Annotated in this window: 16 protein-coding genes and 1 pseudogene; 9 read left to right on the top strand and 8 right to left on the bottom strand. The window is 59.1% G+C overall.

Going from position 1 to position 23,439, the window contains the following annotated elements; translation table 11 throughout:
• The first annotated feature begins 49 nt into the window (after nt 1-49).
• Both B5M42_RS09000 and B5M42_RS08995 read left to right on the top strand, forming a co-directional pair.
• Complete coding sequence (locus tag B5M42_RS09000) at nt 50-643, top strand: TetR/AcrR family transcriptional regulator (protein WP_134749296.1); 594 nt, start codon at nt 50-52, stop codon at nt 641-643.
• Nucleotides 636-1,616, top strand: coding sequence for a glycerophosphodiester phosphodiesterase family protein (locus B5M42_RS08995; protein ID WP_134749294.1), 981 nt, complete (start codon nt 636-638; stop codon nt 1,614-1,616). Before B5M42_RS09000 ends, B5M42_RS08995 begins: the two co-directional genes overlap by 8 nt.
• A gap of 225 nt (nt 1,617-1,841) precedes the next feature.
• On the opposite strand, the gene B5M42_RS08990 is transcribed toward B5M42_RS08995, so the two are convergent.
• The 6 genes and pseudogenes from B5M42_RS08990 to B5M42_RS08965 all read right to left on the bottom strand — a co-directional run bounded on the left by B5M42_RS08990 (nt 1,842) and on the right by B5M42_RS08965 (nt 9,917).
• Nucleotides 1,842-2,504, bottom strand: a complete 663-nt coding sequence (locus B5M42_RS08990) for a vWA domain-containing protein (protein WP_230632840.1) — start codon at nt 2,502-2,504, stop codon at nt 1,842-1,844.
• Between the two features lie 192 nt (nt 2,505-2,696).
• Nucleotides 2,697-3,227: pseudogene (locus B5M42_RS08985) on the bottom strand (TerD family protein); the annotation flags it as partial.
• Nucleotides 3,228-3,451: 224 nt separating this feature from the next.
• Nucleotides 3,452-8,095 (bottom strand): fibronectin type III domain-containing protein, encoded by a 4,644-nt coding sequence (locus tag B5M42_RS08980; RefSeq protein WP_167689579.1) that lies wholly within the window; start codon nt 8,093-8,095, stop codon nt 3,452-3,454.
• 212 nt (nt 8,096-8,307) lie between these two features.
• Nucleotides 8,308-9,024 (bottom strand): Crp/Fnr family transcriptional regulator, encoded by a 717-nt coding sequence (locus tag B5M42_RS08975; protein ID WP_167689577.1) that lies wholly within the window; start codon nt 9,022-9,024, stop codon nt 8,308-8,310.
• Nucleotides 9,017-9,259, bottom strand: a complete 243-nt coding sequence (locus B5M42_RS08970; RefSeq protein ID WP_134749286.1) for a glutaredoxin family protein — start codon at nt 9,257-9,259, stop codon at nt 9,017-9,019. The genes B5M42_RS08975 and B5M42_RS08970 overlap by 8 nt, the downstream gene beginning before the upstream one ends.
• A gap of 7 nt (nt 9,260-9,266) precedes the next feature.
• A complete protein-coding gene (locus tag B5M42_RS08965) occupies nt 9,267-9,917 on the bottom strand; it encodes a peroxiredoxin-like family protein (RefSeq protein ID WP_230632817.1) in 651 nt (216 codons plus the stop codon).
• Between the two features lie 316 nt (nt 9,918-10,233).
• Between B5M42_RS08965 and htpG the strand changes: the two genes are divergently transcribed.
• The 5 genes from htpG (at nt 10,234) to B5M42_RS08940 (ending at nt 15,337) form a co-directional block, all read left to right on the top strand.
• Nucleotides 10,234-12,114 carry a molecular chaperone HtpG gene (gene htpG / locus B5M42_RS08960; protein WP_134749284.1) on the top strand — a complete coding sequence of 627 codons (1,881 nt, stop codon included), beginning with the start codon at nt 10,234-10,236 and terminating at the stop codon, nt 12,112-12,114.
• A 192-nt stretch (nt 12,115-12,306) separates the two neighbouring features.
• On the top strand, nt 12,307-13,122 hold the full coding sequence (locus B5M42_RS08955; RefSeq protein WP_134749282.1) for a class I SAM-dependent methyltransferase: 816 nt from the start codon (nt 12,307-12,309) through the stop codon (nt 13,120-13,122).
• A gap of 277 nt (nt 13,123-13,399) precedes the next feature.
• On the top strand, nt 13,400-14,005 hold the full coding sequence (locus B5M42_RS08950) for a pentapeptide repeat-containing protein (RefSeq protein ID WP_134749280.1): 606 nt from the start codon (nt 13,400-13,402) through the stop codon (nt 14,003-14,005).
• An 84-nt stretch (nt 14,006-14,089) separates the two neighbouring features.
• Nucleotides 14,090-14,878: a hypothetical protein gene (locus B5M42_RS08945; protein WP_134749278.1), complete on the top strand. Its 789-nt coding sequence runs from the start codon at nt 14,090-14,092 to the stop codon at nt 14,876-14,878.
• Nucleotides 14,879-14,884: 6 nt separating this feature from the next.
• The gene (locus tag B5M42_RS08940) at nt 14,885-15,337 is read left to right on the top strand and encodes a hypothetical protein (protein ID WP_134749276.1); all 453 of its coding nucleotides are present in this window, start codon (nt 14,885-14,887) and stop codon (nt 15,335-15,337) included.
• A gap of 147 nt (nt 15,338-15,484) precedes the next feature.
• On the opposite strand, the gene B5M42_RS08935 is transcribed toward B5M42_RS08940, so the two are convergent.
• The gene (locus B5M42_RS08935) at nt 15,485-16,435 is read right to left on the bottom strand and encodes a glycoside hydrolase family 113 (protein WP_134749274.1); all 951 of its coding nucleotides are present in this window, start codon (nt 16,433-16,435) and stop codon (nt 15,485-15,487) included.
• A 190-nt stretch (nt 16,436-16,625) separates the two neighbouring features.
• Between B5M42_RS08935 and B5M42_RS08930 the strand changes: the two genes are divergently transcribed.
• Together B5M42_RS08930 and B5M42_RS08925 are read left to right on the top strand one after the other, a co-directional pair.
• On the top strand, nt 16,626-17,876 hold the full coding sequence (locus B5M42_RS08930; protein WP_134749271.1) for an AGE family epimerase/isomerase: 1,251 nt from the start codon (nt 16,626-16,628) through the stop codon (nt 17,874-17,876).
• 82 nt (nt 17,877-17,958) lie between these two features.
• Nucleotides 17,959-18,306, top strand: coding sequence for a VOC family protein (locus B5M42_RS08925; RefSeq protein ID WP_134749269.1), 348 nt, complete (start codon nt 17,959-17,961; stop codon nt 18,304-18,306).
• 134 nt (nt 18,307-18,440) lie between these two features.
• Here the strand turns inward: B5M42_RS08925 and B5M42_RS08920 are convergent, their stop codons facing one another.
• Nucleotides 18,441-23,357 carry an S-layer homology domain-containing protein gene (locus tag B5M42_RS08920; protein ID WP_134749267.1) on the bottom strand — a complete coding sequence of 1,639 codons (4,917 nt, stop codon included), beginning with the start codon at nt 23,355-23,357 and terminating at the stop codon, nt 18,441-18,443.
• Nucleotides 23,358-23,439 lie beyond the last annotated feature (82 nt).

Genomic DNA, 23,439 nt, shown 5'->3' with positions numbered 1-23,439 from the left:
GTCATTTTTTTTACACGTAGCCAACTTTGTTCGCAAAGGAGCCGCCGTTATGCTCAGAGAAACCAAAAAACAGGACACCCGGGCGCGCATCGTCCGCCAAGCCGTCGAGCTGTTCAAGCTCAAGGGCTTTGACCGCGTCACGGTCGATGAAATCACCGCCGCTTGCGGGATCGCCAAAGGGACGTTTTTCAACTATTTTGCCAAAAAAGAGCAGGTGCTGCTGCACCTTGCCGACGCCTACGCCGAGAAGCTGCGCGGGATCGCCGCCGCGCATCGCGGTCTCGGCCTCAAGGAGCGCCTCACGCTGATGCTGCGCGAGCTGCTGCATATCTATGTGCAGCATAACCAGCTGCTGAGGCTGACGCTGCTTGAGACGCTGAAAGCGGCTTCTTCCGCTTCCGCGGCGCCAGAAGGCTCGACGAATATGAATATATTCGAAGCGCATCTGGCCGAGCTGCTCGAAGAGGCGCAAGCGCGCGGCAACGTTCGCGCCGGGCTCGACCTTCGGGCAGGCGCTTCCGTGCTGGCTGCCGTCTTCTATCAAACGCTGCTGCTCGCGCCCGCATCTGAAGACGCAGAGCAGCTCGCCGGACAGCTGGACCTGCGCCTGCAGCTCGTATGGGAGGGAATCGGCGATGCCTAAGCTTCGTCGAGTGCTCACCAGCAGAAGCTTTCTCCTGCTCGCCGCCCTGATCGTGTTCATCTACGTCAACAACAGCTCCCTGCTCGCCAAGCCTCCGGCCGGTCCGCCGCAGCTGCTCGCCCATCGCGGCCTCGCGCAAACATTCACGATGGAAGGCATCACAAACGATACCTGCACCGCTGAGCGGATTAATCCGCCGGAGACGCCCTATCTGGAGAATACGCTCGCTTCGATGGACGCGGCATTTGCGGCGGGAGCCGATATCGTCGAGTTTGACGTGCATATTACCCGTGACGAGCAGTTTGCCGTGTTTCACGACTGGACGCTCGGCTGCCGCACGAATATGCAAGGCACCACGCGCGACTATACGATGAACGAGCTGCGCCAAGCCGACATCGGATACGGCTATACAGCCGACGGCGGAGCAACACACCCGTTTCGCGGCAAGGGCATCGGGCTGATGCCGGCACTGACGGACGTGCTGGAGCGGTATGTGGACAAGCGGCTGCTGATCAATGTAAAAAGCAGCGACCCGGCGGAAGGACAACTGCTCGCCCGCTTCTTGTCCAAGCTGCCGACCGAACAGCAGCAGCGGCTCGCCGTCTATGGCGGCGACGAGCCCATCGATGCCCTGAAGGCGCTTTTACCGGACATGCGCGTCATGTCCAAGGCGACGATGAAGCGCTGTCTGATTCCGTATCTGGCCATCGGCTGGAGCGGCTACATGCCCTCTGCCTGCAAGCATACGGAGCTGCATCTGCCCGAAGGCATCGCACCGTGGCTGTGGGGCTGGCCGAACCGGCTGCTCAGCCGCATGGACCGGGCAGACACGCTGGTCATTGCCGTCGGCGGCAGCGGCAGCGAGTTTTCGAGCGGCTTTGACACGCCCGACGATGTGCAGCGCTTGCCCGAGGGCTATGCCGGCGTCATCTGGACGAACCGCATCGACCGGATCGCTCCGTTATTCCGCTAAGCTTGGCCGCGCGAAGCAGCCGCTCTACGCTCAACAAGCGCTCGTCCGCCGGAATGAACCGGCGTACAGCGCTTGTCTGCATATCTGTACGCTTATTCGCCTGGAGCCGGGCGCGATATCAGCAGCTCTTTTATGCAGCGACCCTTTATATGCAGAAGTATGCCCCTGCCGGACGCACCGCCCGGCAACGGCGGCGGCGCTGTGCCGCAGGCTGCCAGCTTGCTGCTATTCCCGCACAATCCGCTGCGCCGCTGCAGCTTTCAGCCAGAGCGGAAATTCGTTCAGCAGCATATCATACAGCGCTTCGTCGCTGATGGCGTCGATTTCGGGAATATGGATAAAGCTGGCGTTATCGACCACGCGCCCTTCCATCGTGTCCAGCCGCTTGAGCACCTCGAAATCAGCATTGCCGATGCCGACGAACTGCCAGAAAATCGGTTGCACGGACGATTCAACAATGACCTTTTTGATCGATTTGTGCACCCCGCCGTCATTGATAAATACGATAAACGCGGGCAGCGGCGACGGCTCTTCCACCGTATATTTGCGGATGACATCCTTCATGACCGGCGGTTCGTTGTTGTAGCCGAACTTATGAATTTTTTTGTTGTTCATGATCTCTCGGGTGACGTATTGCTCAAAATCCTGCTCTCTGGCCGCAGGCAACCGACTGAACAGATTGTCGTAGATCCAGATATCCAGCTCGGCGTTATCGTCAAACTTGCAGGCCACGGCCAGAATCCGCTCCACAACCTCCTGCACCGTGCCGTTGCGGTAAAGCCGCAGCATCGAGCCGGAAATATCGAGCACTAGACCGACACGGGCGGACACACGGTTGAGCTGCTTTTTTGTCAGCACCAGCTCGACCCGCTTTTTGCGCAGGTCAATGGAGGATAGCCCCGGGGCTCGGTCCGATGCCGAAGAGGTTGACGCTGCCGCGTGCGCCGAGGCTCCTGCCGACGAAGCCGGTGCCGCCAGCGCGCCTGTCTGCGAAGCTTGTCCTGCAGCAGCTGTCGCTTCCGCCGCAGGATTGGCCGTCTGCTCGCCCCCGCCGTCCACCTCCAACCCGTAGCTTGTACAAAGCGCCGCCAAGCCGCCAAAAAAACCGCTGCCTACCGCGTTGAACTTCCATTCCGCTCCGTGCCGGTACAGTTCTCCGACTACAATAGCCGTCTCCTGCGACAAATCGCCGCCAAACGCAAAGCGCAGCAATTCCTCCCCGCGTTCGGCATCGCACACGCGCACTTGCAAATCGCGCAAATCCTTGATCGTCCAACCGGTCTCGGCGCTGTTATGGATCGTGATTGTAAAAGCAATCCGCGCGGCATCGTCAGTCAAATCCGACAACCGCACACAAATGGCTTCCTTTTCGCTGGCAGCGGCATTGCCGCCGGCCAGAACGCTATGCGTCACCGCCCCCGCGCGCGCGGCCGGCTGACCATAAAACACAAAATCCTCATCGCGCTCACATCGCCCCTGCTCGGACAGCACAAAGCATGACGCATCGACGTCCAGCGCCGCATGTGCCGCTGTCCATTCAAACCGCAGCTCCAGCATATCGGTTTTGCGTCCCTTCGTTACGTCAGCTCGTTGACCTTTTAACAATAACATAAGCGAACCTCTTCCTCTTGAAATAGTCAAGCACATTTCCATTATACCCCACTCATTGTCGGCGAACGAATTTGAAGATCGCTTTGCCGCTAAACCGACAAGAACTAACGGAAACTTAAACTTGCCGCTGGCATAAAAAAAACCGGCGCAATCACGGAGATTGCACCGGCCATTTCTTATTCACGAGCTTCCTTCATTTCAGGGTCTTTCTTCACAGACAACCGTCAGATCAATTTGGCTTGCTGCAGCAGCCGCTGTACAATCACAGCCGCTTGCGCGCGTGTAATCTGCTCCTTAGGCGCAAGCTCGTTGCTTGCTCCACCGACGATCAGCCCGCGCTGCACCAGCTGTGCGATGCTCCCAGCGGCCCAAGCGCCGGTATTGCCTCCGTCGCTGAAGCCGGCAATCACGGCTTGCACCTGTGCGGCATCGAGCTGCGAAACGGCGCCGTCGGTCAAACGCAGCGCTCTGCTTGTCATGACCATCGCTTGCTCGCGGGTAATGGTCGCTTCGGGATGGAACAAACCGTCCTCGAAGCCATCGATCAGGCCGTATTCGACGGCCGTCCCGACAAAGCCCGCGTACCAGGAAGCTGCGTTTACATCGGTAAAGGAAGCGCCGGACGCATCTGGCTTCAGACCCAGCGCGCGAACCAGCATCGCCGCGAATTCAGCGCGCGTGATCGGGTTCTCCGGCAGGAAGTTCCGGTCATCCACGCCACTAAGAATCATGCGGGAGCCCATATCGTTGACTGCGGCTTGCGCCCAATGACCTTGTACATCCTCAAAAGCCAGTGAATGTTGCACGACCGCATAGGTGCTGTTGGTCAGGCTATTGATTTGTGCGTAATAGCGGCCGTCAACCTCGATGATTTGGGTCGGCACGTGGCGTACCGTACCGTTTTCATCGATGACGATAGCCGTTGTAACCGTGGACAGATCCACGCCTTCCGGAATGACAATCGTCCGTTCCACATAGGCGTTGAAGCGGTCGATCTGCACCGTCTGATCGTTGTACGTACCACTGACGTTAAATTGGACCGCAGGAGCGGCAAGCTGGAGCTGTCCCGAGCCGGTCAACTGCTCGATAGCCTTGGCGGTCTCCGCTCCGGGTACGCCGATTTCAATGCGAATCTTGATATCCTGAAGCTCTGTACCTTCGCCGAACTTGGCGGCCAGGCTGCCGATGTTGATCTGCTGCGCAGGGAGCGCATAGGAAGCGGTATCCGTCTTGATCTCGACAACCGCCGATTTCTCTTCCATGCTTTGAACGATCCGGCCGTTCAATTCGCCGGATACGACATCCGATCCGGCTGAGATCGGAATCGTGATGACCGTGCCTTTTTCCAGATTAGCCAGCTTGTCCGTCAGCTTCGTCTCGTCAACCTCGACGGTCGTGACGGTGCGGCCATTGTCTTCCGTCGTTTTCAGCTTGCCGATGTTTTCCGGGGTGCCGTTTATGATCGCATCCGCGCTCGGCTGCTCCACAACGACGGGAGCGGACGAACTGGACGGCACCGATGGCGTGACAGCCTTCGATGCGTCGGAGGCTGCGGAGCTGCCTGCGATATTTTCAGCTACTACCGTAAACGTATAAGGCGTACCGTTATTAAGCGCCGGAATGACAATCGGGCTTTTCGCTCCCGTGACGGTTTTGCCGCCAGGCTGCACTGTGACCGTATATCTCGTAATGGCGCTGCCGCCGTTATCGGTTGGCGCTTTGAATGTCACCAAGGCTTTGCCATTGCCCGCAGAAGCGATAACGCTGGTCGGCGCGCCCGGCACAGTCGCCGGAGTAACGGCTGCCGATGGCGTTGAGGCAACAGAGGTGCCGGCTGCGTTCTTCGCCGTTACCGTAAAGGTATAGGCTGTGCCGTTTTGAAGTCCCGTGACGACGAGCGGGCTGGCCGCCCCTTCCGCCGTGGCTCCGCCCGGCGAAGCCGTTACGGTATAGCCGGTAATCGGCGTGCCGCCGATAAACGCCGGAGGCGTGAACGACACGGTCGCTTGAGCGTTGCCTCTTTCCGCCGAAACGCTCGTTGGTGCCTCAGGCTTCGTAGTCAGCGTAACAGGCGACGTGGCTGTGGAAGCTGGCGAGCTGCCGGCATCGCTTACGGCAGCAACCGTAAAGGTGTATGCCACGCCGTAATCCAGGCCCGTTACGGTAATCGGACTGCTTGCGCCGCTTACCGTACGTCCGCCGGGAGATACCGTTACCGTGTAGCCCGTAATCGGGCTGCCGCCGTCGCTGCTTGGTGCGGTGAATGCGACATCAACTTGACCTTCGCCTCCGGTAACTGTTGCCCCGGTTGGAGCTCCCGGTACAGCTGCCGGGATAATGCCGGCCGAAGGTGCGGAATCGCCGGAGGTACCGGCGATATTGGTAGCCGTTACCGTAAACGTATACGTCGTGCCGTTCGTCAGGCCCGTCACTGTCAGCGGGCTGGACGTTCCGCTAGCCGTCGCTCCGCCCGGAGACGCCGTTACGGTGTACTGCGTTACGCTGCCGCCGCCATTATCGGCTGGCGCGCTGAACGACACCGTCGCTTGCGTGTCGCCGCGCGTTGCCACAACGTTCGTTGGCGGCTGTGGCGAAGTGGCCGGCGTTACGGCTGTGGATGCCGCAGAGGCCGCCGAATCCCCCTTCGCATTCGTCGCTGTCACGGTAAAGGTGTAAGCCGTGCCGTTCGTCAGCCCCGTCACTGTCAGCGGGCTGGACGTTCCGCTGGCCGTCGCGCCGCCCGGAGACGCCGTTACGGTGTATTGCGTGATGCTGCTGCCGCCGTTATCGGCCGGAGGCGTGAAGGATACCGTAGCTTGGCCATTGCCCCATGCAGCGCTCACACCCGTCGGCGCGCCGGCAACCGTCATCGGCGTCACGGCATTCGACGGATCGGAAGCCGCCGAAACGGCCGCGGTATTCGTCGCTTTTACGGTAAAGGTGTAGGAGGTGCCATTGGTCAGTCCGGTAACTGTCAGCGGGCTGGACGTTCCGCTGGCCGTCGCCCCGCCCGGAGACGCCATGACCGTGTAATCGGTAATCGTACTGCCGCCAGTATTGGCAGGCGCTGTAAATGAAATCGTCGCTTGGCCGTTGCCGGCATCAGCCGTAACCGCCGTAGGCGCGCCCGGCACGCCGGCCGGCGTGAAGCTGTCCGAAGCTGCCGAAGCGTCCGAGGTGCCGACAGAGTTGGTAGCAGTCACGGTAAACGTGTAAGCCGTGCCGTTCGTCAGACCGGTGACGTTAATCGGGCTGCTTGTGCCGGAAGCTGTAATGCTGCCCGGTTCAGCCGTTACTGTATACGAGGTAATCGGCTGACCGCCGTCCGAAGCGACCGTGAACGCAACGCTGGCAGAGCTATCGCCCGGCGTAACGCCAGTCACGTTCGGCGCATCCGGCTTGGTCGGCTGCAGCGTGTAGGCTTCGGTCATCACAGCGCTGTCGACATAGCCCGACATGATCGCAATCGCCTTGATCGTCATCGCAACGTTGACGGCGATCGGGCTCGAGTAATGCTGGCTCGACGCAGTAGGCGTGCTGCCGTCCGTCGTATAGTAGATGTCCGCCCCGACCGTTCCGGTTGTCAGCGAAACTGTCGAGCCGCGCGCAACCTCGCTGCCGGCCGGAGAAGCTGTCGGCTTAGCTGCAGACGGAAGGTTCAGCGTGTACGCGGCTGTCATTACACGGCTGCTTCCCCAGCCGCTGCGATTGGCAATCGCTTTGATCGTCATCGCTCCGTTTACGGTAATCGCTCCGCTATATACGGTGCTGGACGTCGTTGGCGTGCTGCCGTCCGTCGTATAGTAGATCGTCGTGCCGGACGCATACGTAGTCAGCGAGATGTTCGTACCCGGCGACACCGCTCCAGCAGCAACGCTTGGCTGCGGCATCGAAGTGCGCGGCGTCGGGTGGTACGTTTCGCTATGATTGGTAGGCCCGGAATTGCCCGACCCACCTGCCACGAATACGTCGCCGCTTTGCAGCAGCACGACTTCTGGCACAATGAGACCTACGTTCATCGCAGGTCCGCTCGTCCAGGTGTTGTCTTCCGGATCGTAAATAATGGTGCTGGTCAGCGGCGAGTAGGTCGGATCAAAGCCGCCGACTGCCGTCACCCGTCCGTCTTCCAGCGTAGTCGAGCCATGAACATACCGCCCTGCCGGCATGTTTGCCGCAGACGACCAGCTGTCCGAAGCCGGATCGTAGATCAACGCGGTATTGGACATCGTGCCGTTCACCGTACCGCCCGAAGCCAACACCTTGCCGTTGCCCATCAGCGCCAGGCCAAATTCCTTGCGGGTCTGCGGCATGATAGCGCCCGCGGACCAGGTATTGGTCGTCGGATTGTAGATTTCGGTGGTAGCAAGGTCCTGCCCGTTATCGTCGCTGCCGCCGGCGACCAACACGCGTCCGTCCGGCAATGTTACAGCGGCATGAGCAGCACGCATTACGGAAAGCGGTGCCGCTGCGCTCCAGGTACTCGTTATCGGATCATAAATTTCAGAAGTTTTCAGTGTGCCGTCGTTAAAGCTGTTGCCGCCCATAACCATAATCCGGCCGTCATGCAGCAAAACTGCAGCGTGGCTGAATCGCGGTGTACTCATAGACGCTCCATACGCCCACGTATTACTGGTCGGATTATAAATCATCGTCGTGGCGGTATCTGTGATACCGTCATTGCCCCCGGTCACCATTACCTTGCCGTCGGCCATTGTGACCGCCCGGTGCAGCTGACGATTGGCCAGCAGGTTGGCAAGATTGGTTGCCGCCGAAGCCACTTCAACGTGCACCGGCCATACAATGGCCAGCATCAGCAAGGAAGCCAGCAGCATTCGCAGTAATTTTCCAGTAGATCGTGAATTCCTCATGAGTTGTCGGTGCCTCCATATACAAATAAATTTTGATACGGCAATAGCGACGCTAACAGAGCTGTGCGCAATTGCTATGATCATACGCCATACTCTCATTTTTCGACCTCCCCCTTCCCGAATCCTCCTTAAAACAATCACGCTTCTGAAAGGCTTTCATATTCAGCTGGATGGAAATAAAAAAGCACCTCCGTCAAGAGGTGCCTCCTTGTTCAACCATCCGCATCCTGCGATTGCGGCTGCAACGCCAGCTCCGGCCCAGCCTCCAGCGCCAGCGCCACGCTCATCCGGCCGGTGCGAATCCGGCCTTCCTTGACCAGCTCGCGCATAACCACGCTGACCGCTTCCCGCGTCGCGCCAAGCATGTTGGCGATTTCCTGATGGGATAGCCGCAAATCGATCGCCACGTAGCCGTCATCGCCAGCCGCGCCAAACCTCGCCGCCAGCGTCGTCAGCAGATGGATAACGCGGCCGCGTAAATCGCTGAACGCCAGCTGCTCCAGCCGATCGTCGCGTTCCTTGAGCTGGTCGCTCAGCGCCTTGAGCAGCTTCAGCGCCAAGCGGGGACGGCTGAGCAGCACCCGCTCCAGCTGCGCGTCCGTCATCGAACACAGGAACGAAGGCTCCATTGTCTCGATATACACCCGCCGCGTGCCCAGAGAAAACGACTCCAGTTCGCCAAACAGATTGCCCTTCGATAAAATGCCGAGCGTAAACTGCCGGCCGTCAGGATGCAGCTTATACAGCCGCAGCTTGCCTTCCTTAACGAAAAACAGACCTTCGCGCTCCGTCTCCGGCGTCTGCACGACCGTATGCGCTGGCACGTGACGAAAATGATCGATCGCTTTCAGCCGGTCCATCTCCAGCAATTCCTCCAGCGGCATCGCCTCAAAGATGCTGATTTGCGACAAATACGCCAGCCTATTCACCCGCATCCTCCTCCAGCAATTGATCGACTACGCGCTTGTTCAACGTATGCAGCACCGTTCCGCCAATGACCAGCAGCGGCGTAGCAATCCCGCCCAGCGCCAGCAGTTCCTTCCAGACATCGCTGCCGGCAGCGATATTGCGGATCGCCGGCGCGACGCCGCGGCTTTGCAAATACGCGATGGTTTCCTCGCAAGCCACGCAGCCGTCGCTAATGTATACGGTCACCTGTTTCATCGTCCGCTTACAGCTTTTTCAGCTCGGCCACAATGTCGTCCGGGTCCATTCGCTGCATGAAGTCCGGGTTCACGTAAGCCGAACGGATCACTGCGCTTTCATCGATCATAAACGTGGACGGCACCGGCAAAATCCAGCGGTTCGTCGCATTGTATTCAGCCAAATTGAGACCGAACTTATGCTCCATGATGCTGCGGATATAATCCGGCACGTCATACAGCACGTTATATTTCACCGCCGCCAGCCCGTTCGTATCGCTGAGCACCTGAAAGGAAAGCTGCTCCTTCTCCGCTTGCGACAGCGTATTGTCGGGACTTTGCGGACTGATAGCCAGCAGCTGCGCCCCCAGCGCCTGAATTTCCGGCAGCGCCTTCTCGTAGGCGCGCAGCTGCATGCTGCAAAACGGGCACCAGCCCCCACGGTAAAACGTCAGCACAACCGGCCCCTTCGACAGCTCCTCATACAGCGAAATCTCCTGACCGAGCGCATTTTTCAGCACGAAATCTTTCGCCTTCGTCCCCTCAGCCAAGCCGCTGGCAATGCCTGCCTGCTGCTGCTCGCGAATCATCCGAAACATTTCCATATGAATATCGGCCGGCGTTTGGGCCACAAATTGCGCCTTGGCCTCCTGAAGCATTTGCGTAAGCGTCATCATCATTCATCCTTTCGGGTTCCATGAATATGCGGTCCGGGCTAATCGTCGACTCCCTTTCAGCTCTTTCAATGTATCACATCCCGATGCCCGCTTCTGTAATCCAGCTTACAAAAGACGATCTCCCCCGTTTTTTTCCATTAAAAACACTTCCCCCTCCTGCTGCAAGCGGCTTCGGCTTGCCCAAAGTGTCCGGCTTCCGCCCTGCCGGATATTGACATCAAATTTCAGGAATGTTATAAAAAATAAAGGGATAGCACTCATTCACTTCGAGTGCTAACACGGGCGGACCGAGCCCCATCTGAAAGGAGAATGTTTTGATATGGAAAAGAAGCAATTCCAGGCCGAATCCAAGCGACTTTTGGAAATGATGATCAACTCCATTTACACGCAAAAGGAAATTTTCCTCCGAGAGCTGATTTCCAACTCCAGCGACGCCATCGACAAAATTTATTACAAGGCTTTGACCGATGACTCGCTCGTTTTCGATAAAGATAACTACTTCATTAAAGTGACAGCCGACAAGAACGCGCGCACGCTGACGATCAGCGACACGGGCATCGGCATGACGAAGGACGAGCTCGAAAGCCACCTCGGCATTATCGCCAAATCCGGCTCCCTCTCGTTCAAGAAGGAAAACGAAGCCAAGGACGGCCACAACATTATCGGCCAATTCGGCGTCGGCTTCTATTCGGCCTTCATGGTCGCAGACGTGGTCACGGTCATCAGCCGGGCGCTCGGCAGCGATACGGCGTACAAGTGGCAATCCGAAGGCGCAGACGGCTACACGATCGAGCCCAGCGAGAAGGCGACGGTCGGTACGGACATTATTTTGACCATCAAAGCAAACACCGAAGACGACAGCTACGATGAATTTCTCGAAACGTACCGTCTCAAAGCGATCATCAAAAAATATTCCGACTTCATCCGCTATCCGATCAAGATGGAGGTCAGCAGCCAGCGGCCGAAGGAAGGCGCCGACAACGAGTTCGAGGAAGTCATGGAAGAGCAACGCGTCAACAGCATGGTGCCGATCTGGCGCAAGAACAAAAGCGAGCTGACCGACGAGGACTACGAAAACTTTTATCAGGAAAAGCATTACGGCTTCGACAAGCCGCTCAAGCACATTCATGTCAGCGCAGACGGCGCGGTGGTTTATCAGGCGATCCTGTTCATCCCCGAGAACATGCCGTTCGATTACTACACGAAGGAGTTCGAAAAAGGGCTGGAGCTGTACGCCAACGGCGTGCTGATCATGAACAAATGCAGCGACCTGCTGCCGGACTATTTCAGCTTTGTCAAAGGGATGGTCGATTCGGAGAACCTGTCGCTCAACATTTCCCGCGAAATGCTGCAGCATGACCGCCAGCTGAAGCTGATTGCCAAAAACATTTCCAGCAAAATCAAAGGCGCGCTGCAAAGCCTGCTCAAAGACGACCGCGAGAAATACGAGCAGTTCTTCAAAGCGTTCGGCCGTCAGCTGAAATTCGGCGTGTACAGCGATTTCGGCACGCACAAGGATGTGCTACAGGACCTGCTGCTGTTCCACTCCTCGCACGAGAAAAAGCTCGTGTCGCTCGACGAATACGTGTCGCGCATGCCGGAAGAGCAGAAGTACATTTATTACGCCTCGGGCGAATCGATCGAACGGATCGACAAGCTGCCGCAAACCGAGCTGGTTGCGGATAAAGGGTATGAAATCTTGTACTTCACCGACGATATCGACGAATTTGCGATTCAAGTGCTGATGAAATACAAGGACAAGGAATTCAAATCGGTCTCCAGCGGCGATTTGGGCATTGAAGCCGACAACGCCGACGCCAATGCCGAAGCGGACAAGGAAGAAAACAAAGAGCTGTTCGCTCATATGGCCGAGCTGCTCGCGGGCAAGGTCACGGCGGTCAAAGCGTCCAAGCGGCTGAAATCGCATCCGGTCTGCTTGTCGGCCGAAGGTGAGGTCAGCATCGAGATGGAGAAAATTTTGAACGCCATGCCAAACAGCGGCAACGTCAAAGCCAGCAAGGTGCTGGAAATCAACGTCAACCACGAGGTGTTCGGCTCGCTGAAGGACGCGTTCGCCAAGGATAAGGAGAAGCTGAACCTGTACACGGCGCTGCTGTACAATCAGGCGCTGCTGATCGACGGCTTGCCGATTCAGGACCCGGTTGAATTCACGAACGACATTTGCAAAATTATGGTATAAAAAAGAAGCGCACTGCCGGCCGGCAGTGCGCTTCTTTGCCGTTAGCCGGTAGTAGGGCGGTCGGCCCGCGAAAGTAGCGAAGGTCCTCATAGGAAATAACTATCAAATTTATTTATTTTATATATTTGACCAATATATCAATCCACTTTACGATGGAAGCACCCTAACGGCTTTGACCAAGGAGGAGTTAGCATGGATCATCGTATCGCCCAACAGCGTGCAGCATTAACCGGCAAGCTGACCGATGTGCTCGACGCCCGCTCGCTGGAGCGGTCCTTTCCCCGGCTTGCCGACCTGCTGCGGCCGGGCATGACCGTGCTTGACGCCGGCTGCGGCACCGGCGCCATTACACGCGGCATTGCCGAAGCCGTTGGCCCCGAGGGCCGGGTGCTCGGCATCGACAGCAGCCCGCAGCTGATCGAACGCGCGCGACAGCTTCACGGCGACGTGCCCGGTCTCAGCTTCGCTGTCGAGGACGTCTATGAGCTGTCCGCCTACCGGGAGCAGTTCGATCTCGTCACGGCCGCGCGGCTTTTCGTCTGGCTGGCCGAGCCTGAGCGGGCGCTCGCTGCGCTGCTTGGTGCGGTCCGCATCGGCGGCCAGATAATGATTGCCGATTACAATCATGAGAAAATCGCCTGGACGCCGCAGCCTCCGGCCAGCATGGCGATCTTTTACGCCGCGTATTTGCAGTGGCGGGCCGACGCCGGCTTCGACAACGCGATTGCCGACCGGCTGCCCGATCTGCTTGCAGCTTGCGGCGTCCGCGAGCTGACCGTCTGGCCGCAGCATGAAGAAAGCGAGCGCAGCCGCAGCGATTTTGCCGCCGTTCTCGGCGTATGGGCGGATACCGCCAGCAGCCGCGGACCGCAAATGGCACGCGACGGCTTCACGACAGCCGAGCAGCATGCAGCGGCCGAGCGCGATTACCGCGCATGGCTGCTCGACGGCGCACAGGCGATGCGCATGTACATGCTCGCTGTCAGCGGCATACGCGGCGGCGCATAGCGACCCGCGGCAAGGGCTTCTGCTGCGAAGCCTGCGGGCAGCCACCGTATGCCGTATGCCACATCGGCCCCGGCACCAGTACCGGCGGACGCCTGCAGAACCGGCAGACCGGCGGACATCTGCCGGACCGGCCCCCGGTTGCGCCTGCCCGGCCCGCAAACGCTTGGCCAAGCCACACACAGGACCCGCAGGTTGTCAGCCCGCAGTGAAACGGCTATAGTCGAATAAGCAGGCGCGATTCGTACCGCCTATTTTTTGGCATAGGAGCTGGTTCCTCATGTATACCTACATCGATCAAACGTATGAAGATGTCGATTTCAGTCATAAGGATTTGCGTTACGGGGAGCTGACCCGCTGTACCTTCACGCGCTGCCGGTTTATCGGCGCGCAGCTCGATGAAATCCATACGTCCGGCTGCCGGTTCGCTGAATGCGATTTTGCCGGCGCGCAGCTGAACGGCTCGGTGCACCGGGAAACAGCGTTTGTCAACTGCCGTTTTCACGAAGCGAATCTGTTTGTGGCCAAATTTGAGCTGTGCAAAATGACCGGCTCCGACTTCACCAAAGCGAAGCTTGATGGCATCACCATGCAGCAGGGCGACTGGTCTTACGTCAACCTGCGCCACGCCCGGCTCGTCAAACAGGACCTGCGCGGCATCCGCTTTGTCGAAGCGGACTTTAGCGGAGCGGAGCTGGAGAAGGCCGATTTGCGCAAGGCCGATCTGGAGCGGGCCCAGCTGGCCGGAGCCGTTCTCAAGGGCGCGGACCTGCGCGGAGCCGTGATGGACGGCATCGACTTCAAAGCCGTGAACGTGCAGGGCGCGCGCATGGACGCAACGCAAGCTGTCGCTTTCCTGCGAGCCTACGGGGCCAAAGTCGAGTAGCCTGCGCATAATCGCCGACCAATGGAACAAACTAACAGCTGACCGCAAGCGGGAACGCAGCCGCTATGAGGAGCTGATCTTGGCATGAACAACACCGACGCTACGCGTGCGTACCGGCGCTACAACTCCTTCACGGAAACGATCAACAGCAATATCATTCATCGTCGCAATCCGTGGATTACCGCTTGGTGGTCGGCTGCGCTGCCCGGCTTTGGGCATCTGCTGCTGGGCATTCACGTGAAAGGCTTTATTTTGATTCTCTGGGAAATTTTCATCAATGCCAACGCTCATATTAACGAAGCGATGGTGCTGTCGTTTACCGGACGTCTGGAGCAGGCCAAGCAAACGCTCCATATGAAGTGGGCGCTGCTGTACATCCCGGTCTACATCCATGCGATTTGGGACAGCTACCGGCAGACCGTCGATCTTAACAATATTTGCCGGCTGGCCGACTACGAGCAAGCGCCGATTGTACCGTTCAAAATGACGGGCATGGCGCTGAACTATCTCGACCGCCGGCATCCGTGGCTGGCCGCTTGCTGGTCGCTGCTGTTTCCGGGACTCGGGCATTTGTATTTGCATAAAATCCCGACCGGCTTCTTTCTCATCGTCTGTACGATATCGATTTCCATCTATTCCGGCTTCGCCGAATGCCTGTACGAGCTGCTGTCCGAGCCCTGGACGTTGCCAACCGGCCGGATGAATCCGGAATGGTCGCTGTTCCTGCCTTCGATCTACTGCTTTGCAGCTTATGACGCACAGTTGACGGCTACCGAGCAAAACAAGCTCTACAAAAAAGAGCAGCGCCAGTTTCTGCGCCGCTCCTGCCAAGGTCGCCTCGACTCCCTGCTGCAAACCAAGGAAAGCGAGTAGCCCGTTATGCATCTGGTTTCTTCCTTTGAACAATCCCACTGGCTTGAGCTGGCGATCATGCAGCTGCGCGAAGCCGGCATCGCCGAATCCGATATGACCGCCATTGCGCTGGAGCCGGTTGCGCCTTCTGTCCGGCTGTTCGATACGATTCATCGCTCTGACGGGCAAAGCCTGCTCGATTTGTCGGCCGTCTTGGCGACCGTCGGCGCGGTCGTTGCCGCCTGCCTCGGCTTTCGCCTGGCCGCGGGGCCGATTCTTAGCGGCTTGGCCGGTCTGGCTGCCGGAGCGCTTGCCGGCTTCATCCTTGACCTGCTCGTCACGCGCTCCCGCAAGCAGCGCAAAGCCAACTCCCCGCGCTTCGACGTCGTGCTCGTCGTCCGTTGCCCGGCAGGAGCAGCCGCTACGATACGCAGCATCCTGCAAACGTGCCGGGCATCCGGCATCGGCCAAGCCGACTAGCGGTAGCGCAGGCCACGAGACACAACGCCAGGCTGCGCCAGAGCTTGTGCTGCTAGGCGCTGCCCGGCTGCCTGCGCACATCCGGCTGCGCGCTGTCATCCGGCGCTGCACGTTTGCCTGCCGGGCGCGCTGGGCGCGCCGGTCGCTCTAGCCGATCAAGGAGCGGCTCTGGTAGTAGCGGGAGACGACTTCCGCGGCCTTTTTGCCGTAAATGCAGTAATCGTCGTTCGCCGCAGCATCGGCGGGGGCATACAGCCGGGCCGGCCAATCCCAGAACATGAAGCCGAGCACCCAGCTCTGCGGCTGGCAATGCCGGAACACTTCCTCGTAATAACGGGCTTGCTCCTCTTCATCGGCTGCACCGGCCAGGCTCCAGTCGTTTGGCCGCAAGCTGGCGCCCTCGCGGCTTGGACATCCGCCCTCCAAAAACAGAAACGGCTTGCCATACGCATCCACCACCGATTGGATCCGCGCCAAATGCGCTTCCCATGTCCCGGTCGGATAATATCCGCTGGAGGAAATCACGTCAACCGCATCCCACCAGCCGATCCGGTCCTCTTGATATTTGTCGCAATTATAAGTAATCAGCCCGCTGTACACGCTGCGCACTTTGGCAATCATCGCCCGAATCTGCGCTTCGCGACGGTCCATCTGCACCATTTCGCAGCCAACCGCAAACAACTCAACCTGCTCCTCTTCCGCAATGCGCGCATAATGCTCCATAAACCGCTCGTAGGACGCGAACCATTCCGTCCATGAAGGCTCACCCGGCACATCCTGCTCAAAAAAACCGATATGCGCCCGCCACACGCCGTTGCTGCAATTAACGATCGGCTTCAGGCAAATCCGCATCCCCAGCTCCCGCGCCTTGGCAATCGCCCTGCGCAGCTCGTCGTCTGTAATCGTCGGCGCCTCCTCGTAGCGAATGGTTGTCGCCTGCGGGTGATCCTGATAAGCCGCAAAAGCCAGCGTCACCCAATCAACGCCCAGCTTCGCCATCTCCTCCATCGAGCGGTCGGCTTCCGCACACCCCCACGTGCCGCGCGCCCCCGTCCAGCCCCAAGTCATTCCGTTCACCTGTCCATATTTCCAATTCATGGTTGTCCTCTCCTCGCTGTGCATGTTATCATTTCGTTAGTTTAATTTGATCATAACAAAAACTCGAAAGATCAGCAACGAATACGTTTTCATTCTCGAAAAAAGCTTAAAATCGCGCTATTTCCGCTAACAAAATCCTGAAAAACCCCTTATTATCGTTATTTTGTTATCATAACAAGGAGGAATATTTATGGGACTTCATTTTCCCGCTCTGCGTATGGAAGCAGAGCGCGAGCTGGACAGCCTGCTTTCATTTTGGTTAACGCACGTGCAAGACGATGCGCACGGCGGTTTTATCGGGACCATCCGTTATCCGCTCCAGCCGGTTCCCGACGCGCCCAAGGCGCTTGTGCTGCACGCCCGCATCCTCTGGACGTTCTCGGCCGCATACCGCCTGAAGCCCGACGCCCGTTATGCCGCGTTCGCCGACCGTGCGTTTGCTTATCTGGAAGCGAGCTTTCGTGACCGCTTGCACGGCGGCTACTACTGGGAGCTGCATGCCGACGGCACGCCCAGCGTACCGGACAAGCGCATTTACGGGCAATCGTTTGCGCTGTACGGCTTGTCCGAATATTATCGCGCCTTCGGCAAGCCCGGAGCGCTCGACGCGGCGATTTCGCTGTTCGAGCTGCTGGAGCAGCGCTGCGCCGATGTCGAGCACGGCGGCTACCTGGAAGTGTTTGCCCGCGATTGGACGCATACCCCGGTCACGCGTCGCCTGCACGATTCCGGCCGGCCCTATGTCGTCGACAAATCGATGAATGCCCATTTGCACATGCTTGAAGCGTATACCTGCCTGTATCGCGTCTGGCCGAATGACGCCCTGCGCCGCCAGTTGACGATGCTGGTCTTCATCGTGCAGGAGCGGATCGTGCATCCAAAGACGTCGCGCTTTGTGTTGTTTTTCGATGCGGCGTGGCAGCCGTTGTCCGCCATCGAGTCCTACGGGCACGACATCGAGGGCAGCTGGCTGCTTTGCGAAGCCGCCGAGATGCTCGGCGACGCGGAGCTGACGCGCGATACAAGCCGCACGGCGCTGCGTATGGCGCAAGCCACGCTGGCGGAAGGCGTCGATGTTGACGGCGGCGTGTTCCACGAGCGCGAGCCCGGACGCGGGCTGGACACCGACAAGCTCTGGTGGCCGCAAGCGGAAGCCGTCGTCGGATTTTTCAACGCCTATCAATGGAGCGGAAACCGCGTCTACGCCGAAGCGGCGCTGCGGACGTGGCGTTTCATCCTGACGGCGCTCAAGGATCGCGAGCACGGCGAATGGTATTGGCGGGTCAGCCGGGAGGGCAACATCTACCCGGAAGATCCGAAAACGAACGCCTGGAAATGTCCTTACCATAACGGCCGGGCCTGCATGGAGCTGATCGAGCGGCTTGAACGGCTTGAGCAGCAGCCTGCAGAAGCCCCGGAAAGCAGCCCGTCTGGCGTATAAAATGCCGATCATAGAGGAACTTCCGCTCCCATCGCGAATAATTCTACGGAAAACATTTGATAAACGACAGGAGCTGGAAACGATGATTAAAGGCTTCGGAGGCATCTTCTGGAGAACCCGCAACCTGGAAGCAACCAAACAATGGTACAGTGACACGCTCAAGCTGGACATCAACAACTGGAACGGCACCGTGATCCAGCCCACCGCAGACAACCAGACGGCCTTTTCCTTCTTTGACCAAAACGACGATTACTTCCCGACCGAACAACAAGTGATGTTAAATTTTCAGGTTGAGAATCTCGACGACATGCTCCGGCACCTCGAACAGCTCGGTGTCCCGCTGGCCAGAGGCAAAGAAACCGGGGAATTCGGTTCCTTTATCTGGATCCAAGACCCGGAGGGCCGACTGATCGAGCTCTGGCAAAAATAGTGACGGCCCTTGCGCTGCATGCCCGCGCTCGGCCAACACCAAAAAACTCCCGAACCGCCGTTTGGCGATCGGGAGTTTTTTGGGATCGTTGGCGCAGCCGCCCGCTCAGGCCCGCAGCCGCTGCGAGGCCCGGCTCAGCGCTCCAGCAGGCGGAGCGCCAGCTGGGCAGCCTCGGCGCGGGTCAGCCCGGCCTGCGGCGCAAACCGGCCGCCGTCGCGGCCCTCCATCAGCCCTTGGGCGAACGCCGCTTGCACGTAGCGCACGGCCCACGGCTGGATGTCGGCCTCGTCGGCGTAGCCCGGCAGCGCGGCTGCGCTGCCGGCCGCGGCGTCAGCCGCTCCGGTCGCGCGCACGGCCAGCGCAGCCATCTCTTCGCGGCTGATTGGCGCATCCGGCGCAAACGTGCCGTCGCCGCGCCCTTCGATCAGCCCCGCCGCTGCGGCGGCCGCTACCGCGGGCGCATACCACGCGCCGGCCGGCACGTCGGCGAACGCCGGAGCGTCAGCCGGAGCCGGCAAGCCAAGCGCCCGCACGAGCAGCGCCGCTGCTTCGGCCCGGGTCACGTTGCGGCCTGGCTCAAAGCGATCGACCGTGACGCCGTCTAGCACCTGACGGGCAGCCAGCCGCTGGATCGCTGCCGACGCCCAGTGCCCTGCAGGCACATCGGCGAACGATTTCTCGTAGGAAAGCGCCGCGTATTTGCTGAAATGCGTCACTTCCGCTACCAGCTGATCGCCGTCCCGTCGGCTGCGGACGTATTCCAGATGTCCATCGTCAGCCACATAGTAAATGCCCAGCAAATCGGCATTCGTTCCCGCTTCGGCCTCCACCTGGAAGCGCAGCGTCAGCGGCTCGTCAAACAAGCCCAGCTTCGTCTCGCTGCCATCCTCGCCAGTCACGGAAAGCGTAAATTCATACATATCGCCCGCAGGCTTCACGCCTGCCGCGCTAGCCGCCGCCGCCTGCTCCAGCAGCGCGGCTTGCGCCGCTTTGTCGACCGGCACAACGCCAAAGCTGATGCTGGCGTTCTTCAGGCCGTTCTGCGCGGCCAACTGCTGCAGCCGACCCAGCACGCTCGACGGCAATTCGGCCGACAAGCCGCTGCGTTCGACGACCAGCTTGCTGTCGCCCAGCAGCTTCGCTGCGTCCAGCGGCAATGACAGTCTGGCGCTGCCTGCAGCAAGCGTCACCTTCACCTTGCCGTCCACCGGACGGGTCAGTGTCTGCGACGAGACAACGGTTACGTTGCCGTTGCCAGCCGCTTCACCGGCACCTGTACCTCCGGCATCGCCGCTGGTGCTGCCCGCGCCATCGGCTTGGCGAATCGTCATCACCGGCAAATAGACCTTGTTGAAATCCCCCAGCTCATCCGTCACCGTGAGCGCCAGATTCTTGTGAACGCCCACGCTGATCGGCACCGTCCACGTCTGCCGCCCGCCGGTCGCCGTCGCTTCAGCGACCTTCTTGTCGCCCTCGAACAACGCCAGCTTGGCGCCTTTTTGCGCCGCCAGCTCAATCGCCAGCGCCTTCACCAAGCCCGCCGTTTTCGGCGCGTATACCGCCGTCAGCGGTCCTCCCGGCAGCAAGGCCGCTGCCAGCAGATGGCCAAGCCCCGTCGCGTCCAGCGTATAGGGCGCAGCCGCGCTGTCCGCTCCCGCGGCTTGCAGCACGTCGCACAGGCGGACCGTCAGCTCGGCAACCTCGGCGCGTGTCAGCGTCCGGCTTCCGTCCAATGCCGGCGCCAGCGCCGTCGGAGCCGGAATGCCGATCGCTGCAGCGGCAATCGCCGCTGCTTGGCTAACCGTCAACGCGCCGCTCTCTGCGGAGCTGAACGAAACGTCAGCCAGCCGGGCGTTTTTCAAAATCTGCACGAACTCGCCGGCCGTCACGCCGTCCCCCGGATGGAAGCTGCCGCCGCTGCCGCTCATGTAGCCCAAATAATCGGCTTCATTGATGTAGCCCAGACGCGGATCGCTTGCCGTATCGCTGTAGCGCACCTTGCCGCTCAGCGCCTCGGTCAGCTTGGCTTCCCGCGCGATAATCTCCAGCAGCGTCCGATCCGGATCGACCATATCCGGCGTCGAATACGCCGTCAGCGCATAAGCGCGGTCCTGGATCTGATACGCCTGGAACATCCACAGATTACTGCCGCTGCCTCCGGCCCGGCGGAAATCGCCCAGCAGCGTTTTGAACCAGACATTTTTCACCGCAGCATAGGTCGGATCATCCGGCTGCACATGCACGCCCGACACGTTCGTAATCGGCTCGGTGGCGCGCAGGCCCCATTCCTGGAGCAGCACCGGCTTGCCGCTTTGCAAGCTGTCCGCGGCGAATTGCGTGACAAAGCTGTCGGCCTTGAAATACGAGAAATCGGCCCAAGGCTCATTCGGATACGGGTGATACGAGATGAAATCCAGAGACGGCTGATTTTGCACGCGGATCGGGTCGTCGCCATAGCCCTCGGTACGGCTTCCGAACCCTTCGTAGCCATGACCTTCAGCGCCGGCCGCCACAAGATGGTGGCCATCGACCGATTTGGTGTAAGCGGCCATTTCCTCCAGCCATGCGCCCAGTTTGTCGCCTGTTGGATCAAACAGGGAACGGTCGGCCGACGTATCGCTGCTCGCATCCATCCGCGGCTCGTTCATCAAATCCCAAGCGATAATCGTCGGATCGTCCTTGTAGGCAACCTGCGTCAGCGTATTCGTACGGTTCGTTGCATACTGGATGTAATCCTTGAACAGCTGCTTGAGCTGCGGGTTGGTATAAAACTCCAGCCATTGCAGATTGTTCGCCGTCGCATACGCCTTGATGCCGCCGTAGTCGGTCCAGTAGTTGGACAAGGTCGGCATCACGCGTACGCCGTGGCGCTTCGCGCTGTCCAGAATATAGTCGAAGCGCGCGAACTGCTCCTCGCGGAAATGCGCGTAGTCGCCCACGTAATAGGAATGATCGTTCGTCAGGTCGGTATTGAACAACCATGTGCGCACAACCGTCATGCCCAGCTTGCGCGCTTCCGTCAAGTTGAGGTCAACCAGCTGCTCGAAGCTGTAGTTGGTGCCGGCCGGAATGATTTTCTCCAGCCTGCGCCCGTCGGTCGTAAACGTAACGATTTTCTGATTCATGCCCGAAGCAGACGGATAAAAGAACGGAAGATTGTACGTATTATAGCCGACAAAATAGTATGGCTCCCCGCCGAGCTTGAATTGCGCGCCGTCGCGCGTAACAAAGCCGCTGACGCCTGCGCCGTTCTGAATAACCGCATCGATAAAATCAGTGGTCGTCTGTCCATTGCCGTCCGTCACATCGGCAACCAGCGTGTATACGCCATCAGCGAATAAGGTCGTATCTATCTGGGCCGTATACGTCTGACCTCCTGCATTCACAAGCGGGAACTGCGTGCCGTTCAATTCCACCGTGGCCGTTTGCACGCCCGCAGAGGAGGTAATATTCAGACTCAGCGCATACGAACCGCTCAGCGCGCTGCCGGCTGTCGGCGCCGTCCAGGAAACGGCCGTATCGCTATTTTTCACCTGGACCTCGATGTCCTGATGACTGGTTTCATTGTCACTGCCGACAACCTGCAGGCTTAACGTGTAAAAACCGTCGTCAACCTGCGTGCTGTCCCATTGGCCGACATAGTGGCCGTCCTGCAACGTCAGCGGCACCTCGCCGCTTGGCGTCACAACCTTCACGGATGCGACCGACGCCGTTGGCGGCACCATCACATCGGCGCTCAGCGCCACACTGCCGGACACGATATCGGCCTGCTTGGGCGCAGACAGGAAGCCCTTGAACGCCTTGTATGTTTCCAGCTTCACATCGTCCAGATAAATCGGACCGTTATGCACGATGCCGTTGGCTGCGAACGTAATGCCCAGCTTGCCGCTGTCCATCCGCGGCAGCGAGCCCAGCGGCTCCTCCGCGTGCAGCTTCATGTACGAGACGCCGTTGATTGTCACCACCGGCAAATCGCTCAGCTTATAATCGTATACATCGTGAAACCCGTAAAAATTCGCGTTGAGGAACGGACGCATTTTGAAAATGCCGTTCGGCGAAGCCGTGCGCGCCGACAGCGGGATGTAGATGTCAAATGCGATTTTTTCGTAAGCGGTCAAATCGAATTTCTGATTTTCCGCACCGCTCATCCAGACGCTGGCGTTCGCTTCATTCCAGCCGGAGCCGTCATAATTGACGTTCAGACGCAGCGCCCCCGGATTGCCCGGCTGAGCCAAATCGGTGCTGTAAACGATCGGGAAGTTCGTTTTGAACGCGCCGCCCCAATCGTCAAACCAGCCGTTGTTATTCGTATCGAACGAATACGTATAATCCTGTCCGGCCTGCGGCTTCACATAATCGGTCGCCGGGGCCTCCTTCGTCGGCGGAGGCGGTGTCGGCGTCGGCTCCCCGCCGTCAACGCCGCTGCTGATCAGCTTGACATTATCCAGATATAACATACCTGCAAAATCTGCATTTTGTCCGGCAATTTCCAGTACCAGCTGCTTGCGCGTCGCTTTATTGGCCACATTGTCGAAGTTTACGCTGCGATGAAACACCGCATATTCCGTGCTGCCTATCGTTGTGTGTTCGGCCGTTGCCGGGTCGAGTCCGTAAGCGGCATCGATATCAGCCCAATCCGGATCGTTCATCGCCGCCTTGACGCCCAATGTGCCGCTGAAGGCGTCCACCGGGACCATGAGATCAAAATCCAGACTGCTGTACAGCGCCAGATCCACGGCATTGTGCGCTTCGTCCAGATAGACGCCGATATCCAGCTTGTCCCAGTTATTGGCGTTGCTGAATGTAGCCGGTACAGCCAGCGCATACGCATTATCCGTGACGGACACATCGCTGCTGGCACTTACTGCGCCCGCCGAGCCGTTCCACGCTGCGCCCCAGCCCATTGCCGTGCCGTCCTCGAAATCGAATACCAGATCGCTTGCCGCTGCGGCCGAAACGCTGAACGGCGTTGCTTGTACAGGCAGCAACCCGGCAATCATCAATACGCTCGTCCAGCGCGCCGCTGCGGAACGCCATGATCCTTTTTTCATCTTCCATCCTCCCGATCGTGGTCCATATTGGTACAAAAAAGACAGATTACCTGTAATCCGATAATCTGTCTTTGCAATTGGT

Origin of the sequence: Paenibacillus athensensis (assembly GCF_004514475.2) — a bacterium.
GTDB classification, from domain to species: domain Bacteria; phylum Bacillota; class Bacilli; order Paenibacillales; family NBRC-103111; genus Paenibacillus_AL; species Paenibacillus_AL athensensis.
Note: the sequence above shows the minus strand (reverse complement) of the source record. Positions and strands in the feature narration are given on the sequence as shown.

Excerpts from the sequence above, each read along its gene's own strand:
- B5M42_RS08995 (WP_134749294.1), top strand. The coding sequence starts at position 636 with ATGCCTAAGCTTCGTCGAGTGCTCACCAGCAGAAGCTTTCTCCTGCTC.
- htpG (WP_134749284.1), top strand. The coding sequence starts at position 10,234 with ATGGAAAAGAAGCAATTCCAGGCCGAATCCAAGCGACTTTTGGAAATG.
- B5M42_RS08930 (WP_134749271.1), top strand. The coding sequence starts at position 16,626 with ATGGGACTTCATTTTCCCGCTCTGCGTATGGAAGCAGAGCGCGAGCTG.
- B5M42_RS08925 (WP_134749269.1), top strand. The coding sequence starts at position 17,959 with ATGATTAAAGGCTTCGGAGGCATCTTCTGGAGAACCCGCAACCTGGAA.
- B5M42_RS08935 (WP_134749274.1), bottom strand. The coding sequence starts at position 16,435 with ATGAATTGGAAATATGGACAGGTGAACGGAATGACTTGGGGCTGGACG.
- B5M42_RS08920 (WP_134749267.1), bottom strand. The coding sequence starts at position 23,357 with ATGAAAAAAGGATCATGGCGTTCCGCAGCGGCGCGCTGGACGAGCGTA.
- B5M42_RS08980 (WP_167689579.1), bottom strand. The coding sequence starts at position 8,095 with ATGAGGAATTCACGATCTACTGGAAAATTACTGCGAATGCTGCTGGCT.
- B5M42_RS08945 (WP_134749278.1), top strand. The coding sequence starts at position 14,090 with ATGAACAACACCGACGCTACGCGTGCGTACCGGCGCTACAACTCCTTC.
- B5M42_RS08950 (WP_134749280.1), top strand. The coding sequence starts at position 13,400 with ATGTATACCTACATCGATCAAACGTATGAAGATGTCGATTTCAGTCAT.
- B5M42_RS08940 (WP_134749276.1), top strand. The coding sequence starts at position 14,885 with ATGCATCTGGTTTCTTCCTTTGAACAATCCCACTGGCTTGAGCTGGCG.
- B5M42_RS09000 (WP_134749296.1), top strand. The coding sequence starts at position 50 with ATGCTCAGAGAAACCAAAAAACAGGACACCCGGGCGCGCATCGTCCGC.
- B5M42_RS08955 (WP_134749282.1), top strand. The coding sequence starts at position 12,307 with ATGGATCATCGTATCGCCCAACAGCGTGCAGCATTAACCGGCAAGCTG.
- B5M42_RS08970 (WP_134749286.1), bottom strand. The coding sequence starts at position 9,259 with ATGAAACAGGTGACCGTATACATTAGCGACGGCTGCGTGGCTTGCGAG.
- B5M42_RS08965 (WP_230632817.1), bottom strand. The coding sequence starts at position 9,917 with ATGATGATGACGCTTACGCAAATGCTTCAGGAGGCCAAGGCGCAATTT.